Origin of the sequence: Pseudomonas sp. TREG-RG-20F-10-E-6-01 (genome assembly GCF_022662455.1) — a bacterium.
Lineage (GTDB): Bacteria > Pseudomonadota > Gammaproteobacteria > Pseudomonadales > Pseudomonadaceae > Aquipseudomonas.
Genome location: NZ_JAKNQP010000006.1, coordinates 290,900 through 311,661, shown reverse-complemented (window position 1 = coordinate 311,661; position 20,762 = coordinate 290,900). Strand labels below are relative to the sequence as shown.

Annotated in this window: 17 protein-coding genes and 1 pseudogene; 4 read left to right on the top strand and 14 right to left on the bottom strand. The window is 63.0% G+C overall.

Going from position 1 to position 20,762, the window contains the following annotated elements; all coding sequences use genetic code 11:
* Window positions 1-132: 132 nt before the first annotated feature.
* The gene (locus tag L8K08_RS19485; protein ID WP_145166144.1) at window positions 133-1,542 is read right to left on the bottom strand and encodes an OprD family outer membrane porin; all 1,410 of its coding nucleotides are present in this window, start codon (window positions 1,540-1,542) and stop codon (window positions 133-135) included.
* 290 nt (window positions 1,543-1,832) lie between these two features.
* On the opposite strand from L8K08_RS19485, the gene L8K08_RS19480 reads away from it, so the two are divergent.
* Window positions 1,833-3,209 (top strand): VOC family protein, encoded by a 1,377-nt coding sequence (locus L8K08_RS19480; protein ID WP_242199458.1) that lies wholly within the window; start codon window positions 1,833-1,835, stop codon window positions 3,207-3,209.
* A 156-nt stretch (window positions 3,210-3,365) separates the two neighbouring features.
* On the opposite strand, the gene L8K08_RS19475 is transcribed toward L8K08_RS19480, so the two are convergent.
* Window positions 3,366-3,590: a DUF465 domain-containing protein gene (locus tag L8K08_RS19475; RefSeq protein ID WP_145166142.1), complete on the bottom strand. Its 225-nt coding sequence runs from the start codon at window positions 3,588-3,590 to the stop codon at window positions 3,366-3,368.
* Window positions 3,591-3,765: 175 nt separating this feature from the next.
* Between L8K08_RS19475 and tkt the strand changes: the two genes are divergently transcribed.
* The gene (gene tkt, locus L8K08_RS19470; RefSeq protein WP_242199457.1) at window positions 3,766-5,823 is read left to right on the top strand and encodes a transketolase; all 2,058 of its coding nucleotides are present in this window, start codon (window positions 3,766-3,768) and stop codon (window positions 5,821-5,823) included.
* Window positions 5,824-5,875: 52 nt separating this feature from the next.
* Here the strand turns inward: tkt and uvrA are convergent, their stop codons facing one another.
* From uvrA to L8K08_RS19425, 9 genes and pseudogenes are all read right to left on the bottom strand, one after another.
* Entirely contained in the window at window positions 5,876-8,395 is a 2,520-nt protein-coding gene (gene uvrA, locus L8K08_RS19465; protein WP_242199456.1) for an excinuclease ABC subunit UvrA, read from the bottom strand.
* An 8-nt stretch (window positions 8,396-8,403) separates the two neighbouring features.
* Window positions 8,404-10,107 (bottom strand): ATP-binding protein, encoded by a 1,704-nt coding sequence (locus L8K08_RS19460; protein ID WP_242199454.1) that lies wholly within the window; start codon window positions 10,105-10,107, stop codon window positions 8,404-8,406.
* Between the two features lie 126 nt (window positions 10,108-10,233).
* On the bottom strand, window positions 10,234-13,326 hold the full coding sequence (locus L8K08_RS19455) for an error-prone DNA polymerase (protein WP_242199451.1): 3,093 nt from the start codon (window positions 13,324-13,326) through the stop codon (window positions 10,234-10,236).
* Window positions 13,302-14,717 carry a DNA polymerase Y family protein gene (locus L8K08_RS19450; RefSeq protein WP_242199448.1) on the bottom strand — a complete coding sequence of 472 codons (1,416 nt, stop codon included), beginning with the start codon at window positions 14,715-14,717 and terminating at the stop codon, window positions 13,302-13,304. The genes L8K08_RS19455 and L8K08_RS19450 overlap by 25 nt, the downstream gene beginning before the upstream one ends.
* 7 nt (window positions 14,718-14,724) lie before the next feature.
* Window positions 14,725-15,339 (bottom strand): translesion DNA synthesis-associated protein ImuA, encoded by a 615-nt coding sequence (imuA, locus tag L8K08_RS19445; protein ID WP_106579903.1) that lies wholly within the window; start codon window positions 15,337-15,339, stop codon window positions 14,725-14,727.
* Window positions 15,339-15,956: a transcriptional repressor LexA gene (lexA, locus tag L8K08_RS19440; protein WP_106579904.1), complete on the bottom strand. Its 618-nt coding sequence runs from the start codon at window positions 15,954-15,956 to the stop codon at window positions 15,339-15,341. The genes imuA and lexA overlap by 1 nt, the downstream gene beginning before the upstream one ends.
* A gap of 107 nt (window positions 15,957-16,063) precedes the next feature.
* Window positions 16,064-16,162 (bottom strand): annotated as a pseudogene (locus tag L8K08_RS19435) (hypothetical protein); the annotation flags it as partial.
* A gap of 230 nt (window positions 16,163-16,392) precedes the next feature.
* Window positions 16,393-17,145, bottom strand: a complete 753-nt coding sequence (locus tag L8K08_RS19430) for an outer membrane beta-barrel protein (RefSeq protein ID WP_145166135.1) — start codon at window positions 17,143-17,145, stop codon at window positions 16,393-16,395.
* A gap of 124 nt (window positions 17,146-17,269) precedes the next feature.
* The gene (locus L8K08_RS19425; RefSeq protein ID WP_242199445.1) at window positions 17,270-18,103 is read right to left on the bottom strand and encodes an arylamine N-acetyltransferase; all 834 of its coding nucleotides are present in this window, start codon (window positions 18,101-18,103) and stop codon (window positions 17,270-17,272) included.
* 120 nt (window positions 18,104-18,223) lie between these two features.
* On the opposite strand from L8K08_RS19425, the gene L8K08_RS19420 reads away from it, so the two are divergent.
* Window positions 18,224-18,460, top strand: coding sequence for a DUF6555 family protein (locus L8K08_RS19420; RefSeq protein ID WP_106579910.1), 237 nt, complete (start codon window positions 18,224-18,226; stop codon window positions 18,458-18,460).
* A 37-nt stretch (window positions 18,461-18,497) separates the two neighbouring features.
* Here the strand turns inward: L8K08_RS19420 and L8K08_RS19415 are convergent, their stop codons facing one another.
* Together L8K08_RS19415 and L8K08_RS19410 are read right to left on the bottom strand one after the other, a co-directional pair.
* On the bottom strand, window positions 18,498-18,695 hold the full coding sequence (locus L8K08_RS19415) for a DUF6021 family protein (protein ID WP_242199442.1): 198 nt from the start codon (window positions 18,693-18,695) through the stop codon (window positions 18,498-18,500).
* A 15-nt stretch (window positions 18,696-18,710) separates the two neighbouring features.
* Window positions 18,711-18,887 carry a hypothetical protein gene (locus L8K08_RS19410; protein ID WP_178119767.1) on the bottom strand — a complete coding sequence of 59 codons (177 nt, stop codon included), beginning with the start codon at window positions 18,885-18,887 and terminating at the stop codon, window positions 18,711-18,713.
* A 117-nt stretch (window positions 18,888-19,004) separates the two neighbouring features.
* Between L8K08_RS19410 and L8K08_RS19405 the strand changes: the two genes are divergently transcribed.
* On the top strand, window positions 19,005-19,526 hold the full coding sequence (locus tag L8K08_RS19405) for a DUF3087 domain-containing protein (RefSeq protein ID WP_242199441.1): 522 nt from the start codon (window positions 19,005-19,007) through the stop codon (window positions 19,524-19,526).
* A 74-nt stretch (window positions 19,527-19,600) separates the two neighbouring features.
* On the opposite strand, the gene L8K08_RS19400 is transcribed toward L8K08_RS19405, so the two are convergent.
* On the bottom strand, window positions 19,601-20,728 hold the full coding sequence (locus tag L8K08_RS19400; RefSeq protein ID WP_106579913.1) for an MFS transporter: 1,128 nt from the start codon (window positions 20,726-20,728) through the stop codon (window positions 19,601-19,603).
* Between the last annotated feature and the right edge of the window lie 34 nt (window positions 20,729-20,762).

The following is a 20,762-nucleotide window of genomic DNA, read 5'->3' as shown; positions in this document are numbered from 1 at the left end:
CTGACACAGTGACGGGCAGTGTAGAACCCATCCACGCCCGGATGCACATGAAGTCTCCTCCACCCAGGCAAAAAAAGAGGCCGCTGATCAGGCGGCCTCGGTTTTTTCAACGCGGTAAAAGTGCGAACGTGCTTAGAAGATCGCGTAGGTGTAGTTGAAGATCAGGCGGGTTTGATCCTGATCCGCTGTGCCGGTGTTGTGACCGTGATAAGTACCGGTCCGGAAGGTGGTGCCGAAGCCTTTGAGCGGGCCTGCCTGCACGACGTAATCCAGGCGGAAGTCGGTTTCGTTTTCTTTCTGGTCAGGGCCGCCGGCGACTTTGGACTTGATGTCCGTACCGTCCAGGTAAGCCACGGAAGCTTTCAGGCCGGGTACGTATGCCTTGAAGTCATACGAGTACTGACCGAAGTTGACTTGCTCACCCGCACGGGAGAACTGGCCAACCACGGCGTCGGTGAACAGGTAGAAGTCGCTGCCGCCCGCGCCTTGTTGCTGTGGGTCAGCGAGGCTGCCCTGGTTGACCCAGACGAAGCCGCCGTCGTCGCTCACGCCGATGTGGCCGAGCATCAGGCTGCTGCCGCCCAGTTGGTAAGTGAACGCGGCGCTGTAGGTTTTGTTGTCCACTTCACCGGCGTGCTTGGCGTAGCCACCGTTGTTGTTGAACGCATAACCGCTTTCGCCATTCTTGCCGTCGCTGGTGCTGTCGAAGTAGCGCAGGTCAGTCTTGAACGATTGGTCATTGCCCAGCGGCAATACGTGGACCAGGCCGAAATAGTTCTGTTTGTAGAAGTCTTGCAGGTTGGCGTAGTAGTACTGCAGCGTCAGGTTTTTCGCGATGGCGTTGTCGGACGACCCGAACGGTTTGTAGTCCACACCACCAAACTTGAAGCTGTCGCTGTCGCGCGTACCGCCGGCCACACTCAGGCCCGTGGAGTTGCTGGACGCACGGCCTTCGGCCTTGTTCAGCTCACCGCCGGTGAAGGTTACGTTCGGAATGTCGCTGGAGGTAAGGATGCCGCCGTCAAAGGTCTGTGGCGCAACACGGCTGTCGTTGGAGACCAGAATAGGCAGCACCGGGGCCAAACCACCGCCGACGTGCAACTCGGTCTGGGAAATACGGAATTTCACGTTACCGGCGGCGCGACCGAAACTGTCGGCCGGTTCAGTGCCGTTGTTCTTGGTCGGGAAGAAGCTGTTGCCGTTCCCTGCCAGCCCTGGGCCTGCGGCGTGGCCGTCGCCACCATCAAGACGCAAGGCGCCGAACGCCATGACGTCGAAACCGACACCAAGGGTGCCTTGGGTGTAGCCGGACTTGTAGTCGAAGCGCAGCAGTGTCGCAGCTTCGCGCAGATCGTTGTTGGTCCCCGAACGGTTGTCTGCGCTGTAGTACATGGTCCGCGAACTGATGGCGGCGTGGCTGTCTTCAAGAAAGCCACTGTGACCTGTGCCAGTGCCCAGAGAACCGAGCCCGAAGTCATCCGCGCAGGCGTGTTGCGCGAGCAATGCAGCGGTGATGGATAACGCCAGTGTAGAAATTTTCATGCGTGACGGCCCCTAAACATTTTTTTATGTGCGTTGTGTGCAAAACGGCGTTTTCATCCCTACAAACGTGACGATTGTTTCATGAGCACCGCGGCGCTCCTCGTGAAGAATTTGTTAGAAAAGTGCCTGTGAAAATGAAATTTCGCCGCCAGGGTTTTTTGTCATATTCACGTCATCTCATTCATTTGCAGAATGAAGTCCAGAGGATTCTTCGTTTGCAACACTGGCTCAAGCTCAACAAAATCCAGCGATAGGCCAAGTTCACGCCCCTAGCCATCAGGAATTTTTCTATGCCCACCACCGCACATGTCAGCCCCGACGACATCCGCAGAGGCTTTTCCAAAGCCATGTCCGACATGTACCGAGATGAAGTTCCGCTGTACGGGGCGCTGATGGCCCTGGTGGCCGAGACCAATAGCCGGGTGTTGGCCGGTGATTCGGGGCTTTCCCGGCAGTTGCAGCGCACGGGTGAAATCGAGCGTCTGGACATGGAACGCCACGGCGCCATTCGCCTGGGCACAGCCATGGAACTGGCAACCATCCGCCGTCTGTTTGCCGTGATGGGCATGCAGCCGGTGGGCTACTACGACCTGACGCCCGCGGGCGTGCCGGTGCATTCCACTGCGTTTCGCGCCGTGCATGAACGCTCACTGCAAGCCAGCCCGTTCCGTGTCTTTACTTCACTGCTGCGTTTGGAACTGATTGAAAACCCTGAGCTGCGCGCCTTTGCCGAAAACGCCCTGGCCAAACGCAACATTTTCACCCCCGGCGCCATGGCGTTAATCGAACAAGCGGAACGCGACGGCGGCCTCAACGCCCAAGACGCCGATGCATTTATCCGCCAAGCCCTGGAAACCTTTCGCTGGCACCACACCGCCACGGTCACCGGCGCGCAATACCAGCAACTGAGCGACCAGCACCGCCTGATCGCCGACGTGGTTGCGTTCAAGGGCCCGCACATCAACCACCTGACCCCGCGCACCCTGGACATCGACCAGGTGCAGGCCGCCATGCCCGGCAAAGGCATCACCCCCAAGGCTGTGATCGAAGGGCCACCACGTCGCCACTGTCCGATCCTGCTCCGCCAGACCAGCTTCAAGGCGCTGGACGAGCCGATCGCCTTTACCGACGCGAAGGGCAGCCACAGCGCGCGCTTCGGCGAAATCGAACAACGCGGCGTCGCGCTGACCCCCAAGGGCCGCGCCCTGTACGACCAGTTGCTGAACGCTGCGCGCGACGAATTGGGCGCCTTCCCGAACGAGGCCAACGCCGCGCGGTATGTGCAATTGATGGAGCAGCACTTCGAGGCCTTCCCCGACAACCACACCCAGATGCGCGAGCAAGGGCTGGCGTACTTTCGCTATTTCGTCACTGAGCAAGGCCTGGCGGCGCGCGGCCAAGCCAATCAACCGGCCACACTCCAGGCGCGCATTGCTGCCGGCCATGTGGACGTGGAACCGCTGGTGTATGAGGATTTTCTGCCGGTGAGTGCGGCGGGGATCTTTCAGTCCAATCTTGGCGATGCGGCGCAGAGTCACTATGCGGCGAATTCAAACCAGGCCGAATTCGAGAAAGCACTGGGCTGCCGAACGATTGATGAGCTGAAGCTGTACAGCGAGACGCAACAGCGCTCGATGGATGAATGCATCCAGGCGCTGCAGGCATGAAATGAGAGTGCCCACCCGGCTCACCAGCGCAATCCTTGCGCCGCAACAGTCCCCAGAGCCGGGTGGGCGGTGCGCATGATAGACAGTGAGAAGCGCTCTGTCCCTCAGACAATTCTGAACAAATATGTCCGCGCCCTGTAGGAGCGCGGACTGCAACTACGCCAACTGCTGCACAATCTTGTCTTTGACCAGCAGGCGCTTCTTCTTCAATTTTTCCAGTTCTTCGTCAGCCCCGCCTGAAGACTCGAATGCCAGCACCTCCTTGTCGGCGGCGTCGTATTGCTCGAGCAGCGTGTTCAAACGGTCATCGCCCCTCCTGCGTTCGTGAACGACTTCCTTGGTCAAACCCAGATCCTGATACAGGTCGTGTTTCACTGGCATGGAGTACCTCCGCAAGTTGATCAATGGCCTACGCGTTTGAAGCTAGCCCATTGCGGGGGGTCTTGTCATGTCCGGGGTCATTACATCCCCGTTCGTCGTAATGCGGGCGATGCGATCAAACCTTTGCCACGCCCTGCCCTCCACTGTAGATCGCCACCCGAGGGAGAACGGTTTCATGAAACACGCTGCCACTGCTGTCGACACCCAATGCATCAACACGATTCGCACCCTGGCCATGGACGCCGTGCAGAAGGCCAACTCCGGCCACCCCGGCACGCCGATGGGCCTGGCGCCAGTGGGCTACACGTTGTGGAGCCGCTTCCTGCGTTATCACCCGCAGCATCCCGACTGGCCTAACCGCGACCGTTTTGTGTTGTCAGTGGGGCACGCGTCGATGCTGCTGTATTCGCTGCTGCACCTGGCCGGCGTGGTGGAAATTGATGCTCAAGGCAAGCGCTCCGGCCAGCCGGCAATCAGCCTGGACGATATCAAGCAGTTCCGGCAGATGAGTTCCAAGACCCCGGGCCATCCTGAATACCGCATGACCACCGGCGTTGAAACCACCACCGGCCCCCTTGGCCAGGGGTGCGCCAACAGTGTCGGCATGGCCATGGCCGAGCGTTGGCTGGGCCAGCGTTTCAACCGCGACGGCAGCGTGCTGTTCGATTACAGCGTCTACAACCTGTGCGGCGACGGCGACATGATGGAAGGCATCAGCAGCGAAGCGGCCTCGATTGCCGGGCACCTGAAGCTGGACAACCTGTGCTGGATCTACGACAACAACACCATCAGCATCGAGGGCCATACCGAACTGGCATTCAGTGAAGATGTGATCAAGCGCTTCCAGGCCTACGGCTGGCACACCCTGCACGTCACCGATGCCAATGACTTGCAGGCCTTGAGCAGCGCCCTGGAAACCTTCAAGGCCAACACCGGCGCGCCGACCCTGATTGTGGTCGACAGCGTGATCGGCTACGGCTCGCCACACAAACACAACACCGCCGCCGCCCATGGCGAACCGCTGGGCGCTGATGAGATCCGTCTGACCAAGGCTGCCTACGGCTGGCCCGAGGATTCCAGCTTCCTGGTGCCCGACGAGGTCCGCACCGTGCTGCGCGATGCGCTGCTTGAACGCAGCCAGCCGCAGTATGAAGAATGGACCCGCCACGTGTCGCAGCTGGAACAGCACGAACCGGAACTGGCCGATGAACTGCGCCGCATGCGCGCAGGCGAAATGCCCGAGCATTGGCAGGATGAGCTGCCCAGCTTCGACACCGACGCCAAAGGCGTCGCCAGCCGTGCAGCCGGTGGCGAGGTATTGAATGCCTTTGCTCAACAGGTTCCGTGGCTGCTTGGCGGCTCCGCAGACTTGTCGCCGTCGACCAAGACCAACCTGACCTTTGATGGCGCCGGGCGGTTCAGTGCCGATGATTACAGCGGGCGCAACCTGCACTTCGGTATTCGCGAGCACGCCATGGGCGCGATTGCCAACGGCATGGCGCTGTCGTACCTGCGACCCTACACCTCGACTTTCCTGGTGTTCAGCGACTACATGAAACCGCCGATCCGCCTGGCGGCGATCATGGAATTGCCGGTGGTGTTTGTGTTTACCCACGACTCGATCGGCGTCGGCGAAGATGGGCCGACGCACCAACCCATCGAGCACCTGACGCAACTGCGCGCAACGCCGGGGTTGCTGACCCTGCGACCCGGCGACGCCAACGAAACCCTGGAGCTGTGGAAAGTCGCGCTGGCGCAGACCCATCGGCCAAGTTGTGTGGTGTTGTCGCGTCAGGCGCTGCCCACCCTGGACCGTACGAAATACGCGGCGGCGTCCGGTGCGGCCAAGGGCGCTTATGTCCTGGCGGGCGCGGATAACCCTAAAGTCCTGCTGTTGGCGACAGGCAGTGAAGTCAGCCTGGCGGTTGCGGCTTATGAGCAGTTGAAAAGCGAAGGCATTGCCGCGCAGGTGGTGTCGATGCCCAGCTGGGAACTGTTCGAAGAACAGGACCAGGCATACCGCGACAGCGTGTTGCCGCCGGCGGTGAAAGCCCGGGTCGTCGTGGAACAAGCCGGCCCGCTGGGGTGGGACCGTTACGTCGGGCAGACCGGCGCCAAAGTGGTGATGAGCACCTTTGGCGCCTCGGCACCCTTGGCCAAGCTGCAGGAAAAGTTTGGGTTTACCACAGAGAATGTGGTGAAGCTGGCCAAGGAACAACTGGCTAACGCCTGATAAAAAATGCGCAAGCGGCTGGCCCGCTTGCGCATTTTGACCTGATTGGCAGTTAAGTCAGTTCTCGCACCAGAAACGGCGCAGTACGGCTGACCTTGCTTTTGGCCACCTTCTGCGGCGTGCCACTGGCCACCACCTTCCCGCCCTGCGTGCCGGCCCCCGGCCCGATATCGATCACCCAGTCACTCTGCGCCACGACGCGCATCTCGTGCTCCACAACCACCACCGTATGCCCCGCCTCGACCAGATGATTCAGCTGGCTGAGCAAGCGGTCCACATCGCGTGGGTGTAACCCGGTGGTGGGCTCGTCCAGGACATACAGCGTGGCGCCGCGCGCATTGCGTTGCAGCTCGGTCGCCAGCTTGATGCGCTGCGCCTCACCGCCGGACAGCTCGGTGGCCGGCTGGCCCAAACGCAAATACCCCAGGCCAATATCGCGCAACACCTGCAACGAGCGCAGCACGCCAGGCTGCTCGGCAAACACCGCCACCGCCTGCTCCACCGTCAGCCCCAGCACCTGGGCAATGCTCAACCCCTGCCATTTGATCGCCAGGGTCTCAGGGTTGTAGCGCGCACCGTGACAAGTCGGGCACGGCGCGTACACGCTCGGCATGAACAGCAACTCGACACTCACAAACCCCTCACCCTCGCAATTGGGGCAGCGGCCCTTGGCGACGTTGAAGGAGAACTGCCCGGCGTCATAGTGGCGCTTCTTCGCCGCCGGCGTGGCGGCGAACAGTTTGCGCACGTTGTCGAACAGCCCGGTGTAGGTCGCAAGGTTGGAGCGCGGCGTACGGCCGATGGGTTTCTGGTCCACCTGCACCAGGCGCCGGATCGACTCCAGACCCGCAGTGATACGTCCGCCGCTGGTTTGCGGGGTGTCGTCTTCCAGGCTGGGCTCTTCGTCGGCTTCCACCACACGGCCCAACCCCGCGCCCACCAGTTCCAGCAGCGCCTGGCTGACCAGGCTGGATTTGCCCGAGCCAGAAATACCCGTTACGGCCGTAAAGCATCCCAGTGGGAAGTCCACGCTCAGGTCATTGAGGTTGTTGCGCGTCACGCCTTCGAGCTTCAACCAACCGGTGGGCTCACGGCGCGCCTGGCTCGGCGGGCGCCGCTCGGCAAACAGATATTCGCGCGTCTGCGACGCCTCGATATCCGCCAGGCCCGCTGGCGGGCCGCTGTACAGCACTTGCCCGCCGTGCTCGCCGGCAGCCGGCCCCACGTCGATCAGCCAGTCGGCGCGACGCATGGTTTCCAGGTCATGCTCAACCACAAACAGCGAATTGCCTGCGGCTTTCAAGCGCTCCAGCGCAGTGAACAACGCTTCGCCATCCGCCGGGTGCAGACCCGCCGATGGTTCATCCAGCACATAGATCACGCCGAACAACTGCGAGCCCAATTGCGTGGCCAGGCGCAGGCGCTGCAGCTCGCCGGATGACAACGTCGGCGTACTGCGCTCCAGGGACAGGTAGCCCAGGCCCAGCTCGATCAGGGTGCTCACGCGTTCAAGCAAATCCTCGGCGATGCGCTGGGCGGCCAGGCGTTTTTCCACCGACAGCTTCATCTTGTCCTGCCCCGCCGCAACCGGCCGCAGCAACTCGGCCAACTGCGACAGCGACAGTTGCGACAGCTCACCGATATCCACCCCGGCAAATTTCACCGACAGCGCCGCGCGGGTCAGGCGTTTGCCCTCGCACATCGGGCAGGCGCTGCCCTGCATGAACTGCGAGACGCGCTTTTTCATCAGCGCACTTTGGGTGTGGGTGAAGGTGTGCAGGATATAGCGCCGCGCGCCGCTGAAGGTGCCCTGGTAACTGGGTTCGAGCTTGCGCTTCAAGGCCGCGCGGGTTTGTTCGGGCGTGAAGCCTGCGTACACCGGCACGGTCGGGGTTTCTTCGGTGAACAGGATCCAGTCGCGCTGTTTTTTTGGCAGGTCGCGCCAGGGAATGTCCACGTCATAGCCGAGCGTCACAAGGATGTCGCGCAGGTTCTGCCCTTGCCACGCCAACGGCCACGACGCCACCGCACGCTGGCGAATAGTCAACGACGGATCGGGCACCATCAGCGCCTCGGTCACCTCATACACCCGGCCCAGGCCATGGCACTGCGGGCACGCGCCCTGGGGCAGGTTCGGCGAAAAGTCCTCGGCGTACAGCATGGCCTGGCCCGGCGGATAACTGCCGGCACGCGAGTACAACATGCGGATCAGGCTCGACAAGGTCGTGACGCTGCCCACCGAAGAACGCGCACTCGGCGTGCCGCGCTGCTGCTGCAGGGCCACGGCCGGCGGCAGGCCTTCGATGGAATCCACATCCGGCACGCCGACCTGATCGATCAGGCGCCGTGCGTAAGGCGCTACCGATTCGAAATAGCGACGCTGGGCTTCGGCGTACACCGTGGAAAACGCCAGGGATGATTTGCCGGAGCCCGAGACGCCGGTGAACACCACCAGGGCGTCCCGCGGAATGTCGACGTCGACGTTACGCAGGTTATGTTCGCGAGCGCCGCGCACTCGCACAAAGCCAAGGTGCTGGCCGGTGACAGGAGGGATGTTGCGCTGTGAAGTCATGAAAGACCTTATCGGACAGTGAGCACGCTGCGCACCCGTTGTGTGAGGGATTCGGGGCTGTAGGGCTTGCTCAGCAGATGAATGTCGGGGCTCAGCAGATGATTGCTGGAGAGAATGTCGCGGGTATGCCCGGAGGTGAACAGCACCGCCACCGGCGGTACCTGGGCGCGGGCCCAGTCGGCCAAGTCAGTACTTTTGACCCGGCCGGGCATGACCACGTCGGTAAAAATCAGGTCCGGCTGCACGCCGCCCTGCAGCGCTTGCATTGCGCGGTCGCCGTCTTCGGCGGTGAGCACGGTGTAGCCCGACTGCTCGAGCAATTCCACCACCGTCACCCGTACATCGACGTTGTCCTCGACCACCAGAATGGTTTCCTGGCCCCCCGCGTGCGGTACAGCCTCAACGGGGTGGCTGTCCGGGTCCTCGGCGCCGAGGCTGCGCGGAAAGTACATCTGCACCACCGTGCCCTTGCCCTCCTCGCTCCACACCTCGACATGGCCGCCGCTTTGCCGCACAAAACCAAACACCATGCTCAGGCCAAGGCCGGTGCCATGACCTTCACGCTTGGTGGTAAAGAACGGTTCGAACACCCGCGCCAGGACCGCCGACGACATGCCCACGCCGATATCCGTGACGGCCAGGCGCACATATTCGCCAGGCAGGACGCTCTTGCCCGCACAGTCGTCGGGGTTGAGGATGATGTTATCGCCGGTGATGCGGATCACGCCCTCGCCTTGCATGGCATCGCGGGCATTGATCGCCAAATTGAGCAAGGCGTTTTCCAGCTGGTTGCGGTCGACGTTGATGCACCAGGAATCCTGGGGCAACTGCACATCGATATGGATGGTTTCGCCCAACGCGCGCTGCAGTAATTCACCCAAACCTGCGTAGATGCGCTGGGGGTTGTAAACAGCCGGCGACAACGGCTGGCGTCGAGCAAAAGCCAGCAGTTGCGACGACAGTTTGGCGCCGCGCTCCACCGCTGCGATGGCGGCCGTGACACGGCGCTGTACCTGGGCATTCTCGGGTTCGTGCCGGGCCAGCAGGTGCAGGTTGCCGGCGATCACTTGCAGCAGGTTATTGAAGTCGTGGGCCACGCCACCGGTCAGGCCGCCGATGGCTTCGAGTTTTTGCGACTGACGCAATTGCGCTTCGGCCGAGGAGCGCGCCTGCACTTCGGCCGCCACGCGTTGCTCCAGGTTATGCGTCAATTCCTGGCGCAAGCGCTCGGAGTTCACGTGGCCGGTGGTCTCCACCACAATCGCGAGCACACCGGCCGGTTGTTGGTCATCGCCGGCGACGGGGCTGTAGTAAAGATCCATCCAGACATCTTCCGGCTTGCCATTGCGCAGCAGCACCAGTGCCTTATTGTTGAACGATAACGTGCCGCCCGCCAGACAGGTGTCCACGACATGCCGGTTGAACTCGGCCACTTCCGGCCAGCCCAGCTCCACGGGCGTGCCCAACAGAAACGGATGCCGGCCGCCGGCAAATATCGAGTAGCTGTCGTTGTAGATCATGTAACCCGGCCGTCCCCACAGCATCACCATCGGCATGGGGGATGCCAATAGCATCTGCACGGCGCTGACCAGGCTCTTCGGCCAGGCGTGGATCGGGCCCAGGTCAGTGGTCGACCAGTCGAAGGCGCGGATCCGCTGGGCCATTTCACCGCCCCAGCCTTCGCAGCCATGGGTGTTGGAGAAAAATTGCATCTATGGGCTCGTGGCGAAGAGAAGGATGGATGAGTGATGCAGTTACGCTGATAAAAACTTGGAGCCTGCCTGCAATAATTCGTTTCATTGCATATAGCTTATCCGAGAAGGCCTGGGCAACTCCCTTCAGTGAAAATCCCGGCTGCGCACGTTAATCCCATCCAGCAGCGGCGTCAGATCGGTCAGGCGCCCGGCAATCAAGTGCCGCACCTCGCCTACCGCCTCCCAGCGCCCGTCGACTTTCAACAGGCGCGAACCGACCAACGCCTGACGCTGACGCTCGGCCAAGTCACGCCAGACCACCACATTGAGGTTGCCGAACTCATCTTCCAGGGTGACGAAGGTAACCCCGCTGGCGGTGCCCGGGCGTTGCCGGCCAGTGACCAGCCCCGCGACGCTGACGTTGCGCCCATGCGCCACCGCCATCAGCTCGAGGGAACTGCGACAGCGGCGTTTACGCAGCTCATCACGCAGCAACGCCAAGGGATGCGGGCCAAGGGTGGTGCCGACCGTGGCGTAGTCGGCCTGCAGGTCTTCGCCAACCGTTGGTGCCGGCAGCTCCACCGCCGCTTCGTCGGGGCTGGGCAGGCCAGCGAACAGCCCCAGCTGTTTATGCACCCCGGCCACTTCCCAGCGCGCCGTGTGCCGGTTGCCGGCCAACGCGCGCAAGGCGCCCGAGTCCGCCAGCAACGCCTGGGCGCGAGCATCCAGCCCGGCGCGTTCGTCCAGGTCGGCAATGTCGCTGAACGTACCGCGCTGGCGGGCCGCTTCGATGCGCCGCGCGTCCTCCTCGCGAAACCCCGAGATCATGCGCAAGCCCATGCGGATCGCCGGTTGCTGGCCGTCGATGGGTTCCAGGCTGCAATCCCAGTCACTGGCCAGCACATCCACCGGGCGGATCTGCAAGCGATGACGCCGCGCATCCTGCAGGATCTGGTCCGGGCTGTAGAAACCCATGGGCCAGCTGTTGATCAGTGCACAGGCAAAGGCCGCCGGCTCATGGCATTTGAGCCAGCAACTGGCGTAGGTCAGCAAGGCAAAGCTGGCCGCGTGGGACTCGGGGAAACCATAGCTGCCAAAGCCTTTGATCTGCTCGAAGATTTGCGCGGCAAATGCCTCGCTGTAACCGTTCTTGAGCATGCCGGTGCGCAGGCGCTCCTGATGCGGTTCCAGCCCGCCGTGGCGTTTCCAGGCGGCCATGGAACGGCGCAACTGGTCGGCCTCGCCGGGGCCATAGTCGGCGGCGACCATGGCGATCTGCATGACCTGTTCCTGAAACAGCGGCACGCCCAAGGTGCGTTCCAGCACCGCCTTGAGTTGCGGTGAGGGATACGTCGTCGGCTCTTCGTTATTACGCCTGCGCAAATACGGGTGCACCATGCCGCCCTGGATCGGCCCCGGCCGCACGATGGCGACCTCGATCACCAGGTCATAGAATTTTTGCGGCTTGAGCCTGGGCAGCATCGACATCTGCGCGCGCGACTCGATCTGGAACACGCCAATGGTGTCGGCCTTGCTGATCATCGCGTAGGTGGCGGCGTCTTCCTTGGGAATCGTCGCCAGCGCCAGGTCCAGGTTGCGATGCCGGCGCAGTAAATCGAAGCAGCGGCGGATCGCGCTGAGCATGCCCAGGGCCAGAATATCCACCTTGAGCAGGCCGACGGCGTCGAGGTCGTCCTTGTCCCACTGGATGATGGTGCGCTCGGCCATGGCGGCGTTTTCCACCGGCACCAGCGTGTCCAGCGGGTATTCGGAAATCACGAAGCCGCCCGGGTGCTGGGACAAGTGCCGGGGGAAGCCGATCAATTGCTGCGTCAGCGTGAGCACACGGCGCAGGAGCGGGCTTTGCGGGTCGAAGCCGCCTTCGCGCAGGCGCTCCAGGGGCGGCGCATCGTCACTCCAGCGCCCACAGCATTCGGCCAGGGCGTTGATCTGGTCCGGCGGTAAGCCGAGGGCCTTGGCCACATCGCGCACTGCGCCGGCCGCGTGGTAGCTGCTGACCACCGCCGTCAAGGCCGCGCGGGTGCGGCCGTAGCGCTGGAACACGTACTGCAGCACTTCTTCGCGGCGTTCGTGTTCGAAGTCGACGTCGATATCCGGCGGCTCGTTGCGCTCCTTGGACAGGAAGCGCTCGAACAGCATGCTCATCAGGCTCGGGTTGATCTCGGTGATGCCCAAGGCAAAACACACCGCCGAGTTGGCCGCCGAGCCCCGGCCCTGGCACAGGATCGAACGGCTGCGGGCAAAGCGCACAATGTCGTGCACGGTGAGGAAATAACTTTCGTAACCCAGCTCGCTGATCAGCGCCAACTCATGGTTGATCTGCTGCAAGGTCTTGGCGTCGACACCCTCAGGCCAGCGCTGGGCAATGCCTTCTTCGGTGAGCTGGCGCAACCAGGATTTCGCGTTCTGGCCGGCGGGCACCAGCTCGCGCGGGTAGTGGTAACGCAATTGGCTGAGGTCGAACGTGCAGCGCCGTGCAATGGCCTGGGTTTCATCGAGCAAGGCCTGCGGGTACAGCGCGCCGAGGGCGTCGAGGCTGCGCAGATGCCGCTCGCCATTGGGGTGCAGGCGTGTGCCGGCGTCGGCCACCGTGACGTGATGGCGGATGGCGGTCATGGTGTCTTGCAGGGCGCGGCGTCCGCGCGCATGCATGTGCACATCGCCGCAGGCCACCGCCTTGATGTGCAGGCTGGCGGCCAGGGCCAGGCGCTGCTCCAGGTGGCGCGCATCGTTCTGGCCGCAATGCAGGTGCACCGCCAGCCACAGGCGATCGGCGAAGGTACGCCGCAGCCACTGGATCGAGGCCTGGGTGTCGCTGTCCTCGGCAACCCACAGCGCCAGCAGGCCAGGCAGAGGCTGGTCGAAGTCTTCCTGCAGCAGGCGATAACGACCTTTTTCGGCACGGCGTCGGGCCAGGGTAATCAGCCGGCACAAGTGCTGGTAGCCACTGAGGTCTTCTACCAGCAACACCAGTTTGGGGCCGTTCTCGATGCGCACCTCGCTGCCGATAATCAGCGGCATCTCCACCGCCTTCGCCGCCTGCCAGGCGCGCACGATGCCCGACAAGGTGCATTCGTCGGTGATCGCCAAGGCGCTGTAGCCTTGGCGCTTGGCGCGCTCGAACAACTCCAGCGCACTCGACGCGCCGCGCTGGAAACTGAAATTGGACAGGCAATGCAGCTCGGCGTAACTCATGCAAACCAGCCTTGCAGCCACAGCCCATCGCTTTGCCCGACGGTGCGATAGGCCCAGCCTTGCTGCCCGGCGCGGGTCTGGATCAGGTAATAGTCGCGGCGAATATCGGCGCCATCCCACCAACCGGATTCGATGCGTTCCGGGCCCATCAGAATCTGTACGCCCTGCTCGGCCAGCAAGGTCGGCTCGTGCAGCAACCAGCCTGGGCGCTGCACCTTGTTCAAGGTGGGGCACGCGCGGCTATCGGCGGCGGCTTGCCAGGCGCATTCGGGGCGGTGGTCGGCATGAAAGCGCAGGCCTTGCACAGCTTCATCGCCCAGGCGTGCGCGCAGGCGTTCGCGCAGTTGCTCCCAGGGCAACGTCTGTTGCGGGCGGTCGTCGAACAAGTCCTGGCGCTGCGGCACGAACACCGGCAGGTCCTGGGCCACCAGGCGAAAGCCGCGTACCGGCGCGGTGACTTGCACCTGCTCCAGACGGCCGCGGGCCAGTTCGAACAGCATCGCCGGTTCGCGCTCGGCGCTGAGCAGGCCGACCTTGATCACGCTGTCAGGCGCCTGGGCATGTTCCAGGTGCAGGTCGAAACGCTGCACGCCGCTGTCGCGACCGCAGAGGAAGGCCGACAGGTCACCGGTCAGGCGGCGCAACGGAAACAGTAAGGCCTGGTGGGACTGCACATCGAAATTCAGCTCGATGCGTGCATCGAACTGCTCCGGTGGCTGATAGAACGCCAGTGGCAGCGGCCGCTGCCCGCTCAGCGCATCCAGGTGCTTGAGCAAGCCGGCATCAAAGCGCCGCGCCAGCGTGTGGCGGGGCAACGCCTGCACCTGGGCCAGCGTGCGCAGGCCCATGCGTGACAAGGCGGTGGCGGCCTGCGGGTCGAGGCCTGAACGGTCGACAGGCAGTGGCGCCAGGGCTTGGTGCAGCGCGTGATCATCGGCCACGGCCAGGCCATCGTAGATATTGGCCAGCACCCGCGCCGCCGCCGGATTGGGCGCGGCGACGATACGGTGGCGAAACCCCAACGCGGTCAGCTCGTTGCGCAACCGCGCCTCGAACTGCGGCCACGGCCCGAACAGGCCCAGGCTCGATTCGATCTCGAACAGCAAGGCGCGCGGGTAATACACACTGACCTGGGAACTGAAACGGTAAGCCCAGGCCGCCAGAAACTGCTGCCAGCGCTCGATCTCGGCGGGGTCGTATTCGGCGCTGGCGAAGGTCTTGACCAGCGCATGCGCAGCCGTCAGCGATTGCCCGGGGCGCAGGCCCAGCGCGCGGGCGGCGGCATTGACGGTTTGCAACACGCGGCGCTGTGGCGTGCCGGCCAGCAGCACCAGCGGCTGGTCGGGCTCGGGATGCACACGCTGCACCCCGTCCAGCGCCAATTGCGGGAAGACAATACACACCCAGCGCATGGCAACCTCAGTGCCCCGCCAGCGCAATCGGCGCCGGATGGGCCAGCCCGCCCCGGCACTTGAGCACCCGCACTTGCGCAGGTTTTGCCTCAACGGCCAGGCGCAAGGCGGCGGGCGAGGCATTGATTGCCTCGTGTAAAGAGCGCCAGGCAAACGCCAGGGTCTGCCCGGTTTCGGCCGCCACCTGCAAACGGCGCAAGGCGCGGTCATCGGCCTTGCGCGGCCAGCACAGCACGGCGCCGCAACTGCCGGAACGCAGGCATTGTTCGACGGCCCACAAGGTATCGCGCTCCTCGGCCTGGATTACCGAAAGCTGGCGCAAATCCACCCCGGCGTTCTGCCAGGCGTGCGGGTACGGCGTGTAAGGCGGCGCGACCAGCACGATGCGCTCCCCTGCCGTTGATAAGCGCGCCAGGGTCGGCAACACCAATTGCAACTCGCCGACCCCTTCCTTGGCCATCAGGATTTCGCTCAGGGCCGCCTCCGGCCAGCCGCCGCTGGGCAGCACCGCGTCCAGCGCCGCCAGCCCGGTGGGGTGCACGCTGGCCGGCGGCGCAACCGGCCGGCCCTTCCAGACTCGGCCGCCATTGAACAGCGAGTCCAGAGCAACGACGGCGCCCATCAGCCTTGCCTCACCAGGCCGCAGAACACCCCTTCGATGGCCAGGTCCTGGTCGGGGCCTACCTCGATGGGTTGATACGCGGGGTTACGCGGCAGCAGGCGCACATGCTCGCCATGGCGCTCGAAGCGTTTGATGGTGACCTCGCCGTCCAGACGCGCCACCACAATCTGGCCGTTCAAGGCTTCGGCGCTGCGACGTACGCCGACCAGGTCGCCGTCGAGAATGCCGTCTTCGATCATCGAGTCGCCCTGCACCCGCAACAGGTAATCCGGGGTTTTCGCAAAGGTGGCGGGGTCCAGTTGCAGGCGGTTGTGCACTTCGGCGTCGGCGCCAATCGGCAAACCGGCGGCGACGCGGCCGAGCACGGGCACATCCAGCCATTCGGGGCGTGCCGGCTGGTTGAGCAGGCGGATGCCCCGGGCCTGGTTAGGGTTGACCTCGATGTAACCGGCTTCCGTGAGGGCCACCACGTGCTTGCGCGCAACGCTGCGGGAGGCAAAACCGAACGCCTCGGCGATCTCGGCGAGGCTGGGGGGCTGGCCTTGCTGCGCGATACGGTCGCGGATGAAGGTCAGGATGGCAGTGCGGCGGGGGGTCAGGGTCGTCATGGAGTACATTTGTACTCTTGTAGGAAATCTCTGACAATAGCCGTCAGTCGGGAGCGCTTGAGTGCCTATCTCAGGGCCGCAACGCACCGGCACTCAGCGCAAGCCTGCCCCTCGAGTCAGCCATAAACAGGCCAGGTCTCAACTATCTTTGCGCCGCGCACCGCCAGCAGATCCCCAAACTGCAACAGCACATACTCACTCTGCGTGGGCCGCAGTGGCGCGTTCGGGGGGGATGTTTGGGCGTGTCGTTACAGACGGTGAGCAGGCCGAGGACGGCCAGCAATAAAGCAACGCAGCGCATGGCCACCCTCTCTTCTTAGGCTGTGGAAGTTGCTTGCACACTAAGGCAGCAACGCCACGGCGTTGAGGGTTTTGGCGGACACAAAGGGGGCTTGGTGGGACAGTCGAATGCGGGGCGTTGGCCACCCCGCATCCAGCGGTTCGCTTAGAACGCGATACCGACCTTGAAACCGTACTCGTCACGCTTGAGCTTGGTGTTGTCGGCGACATAGGAGTCGTCGTCAAGCTTGTATTCGGTACGGGTGTAGTACAGGCCCGCCATCACTGGCAGGTCGCCTTTCTGGTTCATCAGCAGGCTGACTTCAGCGTAAGGGTTGGTGCGGTCCTTGAGGTCCACGGTGTCGCTGCCCACGCCATCGACCTTGAGCTTGGCACGGCCGTCGATGGTACGACGGGCACCGGCTTCGACGCGCAGAGTCATGTCATCGAACTGGTGGTTGTAACCCAGGGCAGCTTTGGCGAACGGCGACTTGTTGGTGAGCTTGACGTCGTAGTCATTGGTGTCCGGCTCGTAGCGGGTCCAGCTGTAGCCACCACCCACAATCACGTCGACAAAGTTGCGCGCGTCGAGCGCGGCACGCCAGCCGAGGTCCAGGTCAGCCTGGCCTTCCTTGAGTTTGTTGTCGCTCTTTTCGCCGTACTTGGCTTCGATCCCGGCCTGGTAGATAAAGCCGGATTCAGCGGTGAGCTTGTTGCCGAAGTTGTAGAACAGGCCCGCTTCAGGCATGTGGTCCTTGTCGCTGTCGCTGCCGCCTTCGAGTTTGAAGTCGTTGTAGCTGCCCTGCAGACCGAAAACCGAAATCGGGCCCGTCGGTGCAGCGGCGAACACCACGGCAGGCGCAGCGACCAGCGCCAACAGCGAGGAGCCCTTGAGGAATTTTCCGAATAGCTTGGACATCGTTTTACATCTCCTTGTCTGGTGAGCAAATTATTCAGGAATCGCTTCGAACCTCGGCTTTCGCGAAAGGTTCGAATTAATTTGCGTCGATTTGGAGAAAAAACGGTTCAGCGCAGGCTCTATCTCAAGCCTCTTTGGAAATCGCCATCACTAGGCCATTAAGGCTCTCGCGAAGAAGTGGATGCGCCGGCAGGCGAATGCCCAAGGTGCCATGCAGCACTGCCAGCAGCTCATCAACACTCTCGATTGCACGCTTTTCACTGGGCTGATCCAGGCAGTGGACCGCGTAGTGGGCGTTATTCAATGTGTAGCGTTTACCCGGCGCGAGCAGCGCAGCTTTCAATTGGCCGACAAACACCGAATCCGAGTGCGTCGACACGTACCAGTTGCCGATTTCATAGTCCCTGTCCGCCTGCACCTGCAGGTCAAACACATACAAGCCACGCCACTCCTCGCCCACCTTGGCCCACAAGGTGTAATCGGCGCCATTGAACGTCAGCCGATAGGGTTCGTGGGCGGTGGCCTGGATCGCCTCGGTGTCCAGCTGCAAGGGGCTGCTTGGCACCATGCCGCCGAAGCCGACGTCGGTGACATAGCGCACGCCTTCCAGGGTGACCAGGCTCAGGCGATGGGTGCGCCCGGTGCGCGCATCTACCGGCCCGCCCATCACTACCCAGCCGGTGAGACCGCGCGCCTCGAAACCCAAATCCTGCAAGAGCGCGAGAAACAAGTGGTTCAACTCGAAGCAATACCCGCCACGCCCATCGAGCAGAACCTTTTGCTCGATGCTCGGCAAGTCGATCGGCACCGGGCAGTGCAGCAACGTCGACAGGCTTTCAAAGGCGAACGTGCACACATGGCGTAGTTGCAATTGCTGCAGGGTTTGCAGGGTCGGCGGCGGCGGCGTGTCGTAGCCCAGGCGTTGCAGATAAAGCTGGCGATGAGTCAAGCGGGGCATGGCACGATCCTTGAGCGCGGGGCGAAGCGCTCACTATGCAGGGCCAGTGTGCGACTTGTCATTTTGACTGAACCTTTTTGAACACTCACCGATCCATCTATAACAAGACAGGGAGGCAACATGAGTACCGCAAAAATCTACACCATTAATTACCAGCTGCACGGCCAACCGAAGTCCTTTGTGGTGCGCGCGGAGGTGATGAACAACGCCGAGGCGTGGCATTGGGCAGCGGTGGATGCCGACATCGCCCATGTCAGCCGCATTGGGCGTGTGGGTCACGAACAGGTGAAAAAAACCACCCGGCCCTGGGCGGAAAAGTTCGGTATTACCGACGTCACCTGGGTGCCGCCCAAATAAGCAAAAGCCCCGCAATGGCGGGGCTTTTTGTGTTTCTTTAGTTAGTTTTCAAGTCGCCCAGCGGATCATAGGGCGGCTTTTTTTTCGGCTGTTTTTCCTTGTCCAGCGGCGCGATCGCAGGGCCGATGGGGTCGACTTGCGGGTCGGCTACATCCGGGGAGTCCGGGTCAAAACCCAGCTCGTCCTTGCCACTGCCATGCTCGTCTGAACGCGGGCCTTTCGGGGGATTACTCACGGCGATCTCCTGGTTTTAAAGCGGGCGGGCTTTGTCGTGAAGGTGTTCGAGGTCTTGCTCGACCTGTTCCACATCGTCGTCCTGACGCTGCGCCGGGTCGTTGGGGCGTAACGCATCGTTATCGCGCTCCTCTTCACCAGGTGTGCGATCAGGGTCAGGGGTGCCGGGCGGCGGCTGTTTGTATTCGGGCATGATGGTTTACCTCACGGGGGCTACACAGATGTAGAGAAACCGCGGCAAGCCATCGTTCAACTTGATTGCGCAAAGCATGCGAAGATGCCACCCCGCCCCTCTTGAGACCAGACCCGGATGTTCGAGCTCAAACCCTGCGACCCCGCCACCTTCCGCCAGCAGACCCGCCGCAGCACCCTGATCATTGCCGTGCTGTTCGTGGCCCTGGCGATGCTGCTGTCGAGCCTGGCGGTCATGCTGTTTGGTGAACCCGGCGGTGACAACTTTCGCTTCAATGTCGGCGGCGTGTTTGCCGGGGTGTTGATCACCGTCGCGTTGGTGCGCGGGCCGTTCTGGACCCAGCCCTGGCTCGCGCCGGCGGTGTATGGCTGGCAGCTCAAGCGCAGTTTGATGAGCGTCACCAACGTGATGCACAAGGTCACCGAAGGCGTGCAAGCCAACGACCCGACGGCGATCAAGCTGCTGCGTTTTTACCACTTGGGGCTCACGCAGATGCATGCGCTGGACGCCAACTCCAGTGCCCAGGCGCAATTGCTCGGCGAGATCGACGCCCACCAGGCGAAGATGCAGGCACTGGGCATCGACACCGAGCAAACCCGCCTGGACCCCGCATGGCTGGACAGCCTTAAAAGCGCCTAAGCCAGCACGCCGATGCGCTGTTCATCCAGCACCTGTACGAAGTCTTCTTGAAGGGACACACACCCCCCACCGTGTCAGTTGGAAACCTGGGTGCGCCAGCAAAATACCGCGCTCACCGCGATGGCCGCGCCCGCCAGGCCGAACACCCACGGCGCTGACGCCACCGGCAGCAACAGACCCGCCAGCAACGGCCCGAGGCCCGCGCCGACATCGCGCCACACCGCATTCGAGGCCAGTGCCGAGACGCGCATCGAGCCCGGGTTGCGCTCGGCCACCAGGGTGGTCACCAGCGGCAGTTGCAGCGCGCGCAGCACCAATACCGCCGCCGCGCCGACGATCACCCAATAACTGCCGAACGCCGTCAGGGCCAGAGCACTCAAGAATGAAAACAGCAACAGCATCGACGTGGCGCCAAAGCGCTGCGCCGCCCGGCCGCCCAGGGGGCTCAGGAGCATTTCCGAGGCATACCGCAGGGCCATCAAGCCGCCGGCGATCAGCACCGCATCGCCGCCGAGAATCTTTTGTGCCTGGATCGACAGGCCAAAAATAAACAGCCCGTCCAGCGCCACGCCCTCGATAAACGACCAGGTCGCCACACTGTCGGGCCACTTGAAGCGCCGCCCGGTGCTGTGCAAATCATGCCCGGCGGTGGGCAAGCCACGCGCCACCCACAAGCCCGCCAGGCAGCAGCCGGCAAGCATCACAAAGATCGGACGTGGACCGGCCCATAAGGTCAACCAGCCACCCAGCGGCAGCGCCAGCATCGGCCCGAGGGCGATCATCGCGCGTGAACGCCCCGCGCGGCGGGCTGCGCCAGCGGGCTCGGACGTTGCCAACACTTGGGTCGACAGGTTCAACGCGGCAAAACACAGGCCCCAGATCAGCCGTAGGCCCAGCAGCGCAGCGAACCCTGACAGCAGCGAGTTGCCCAGGGCGCACACCGTCGCCGCGCCGGCAGCAATCATGCACGTCAGCCGGTCACCGTTGCGCGCATAGAAATTGAGCACATGCCGATAGCCAAAAATCCGCACCAGGCGGTTGGCTGCCAACAACACCCCGGCCTGCGCCAGCGTGATGCCAAAGGCCTGGGACTCCATCGGCAACAGCAAGTACAGCAACACATCGCTGGGCAGGCATAACGCGAGGGTCAGCGCGGCGCGTCGGGACGTGGTATCGGCAGTGCGTTGGGCCAGGCTGGACATAAATCTGAAACATCCTGAAATATTCAGGCCGCCA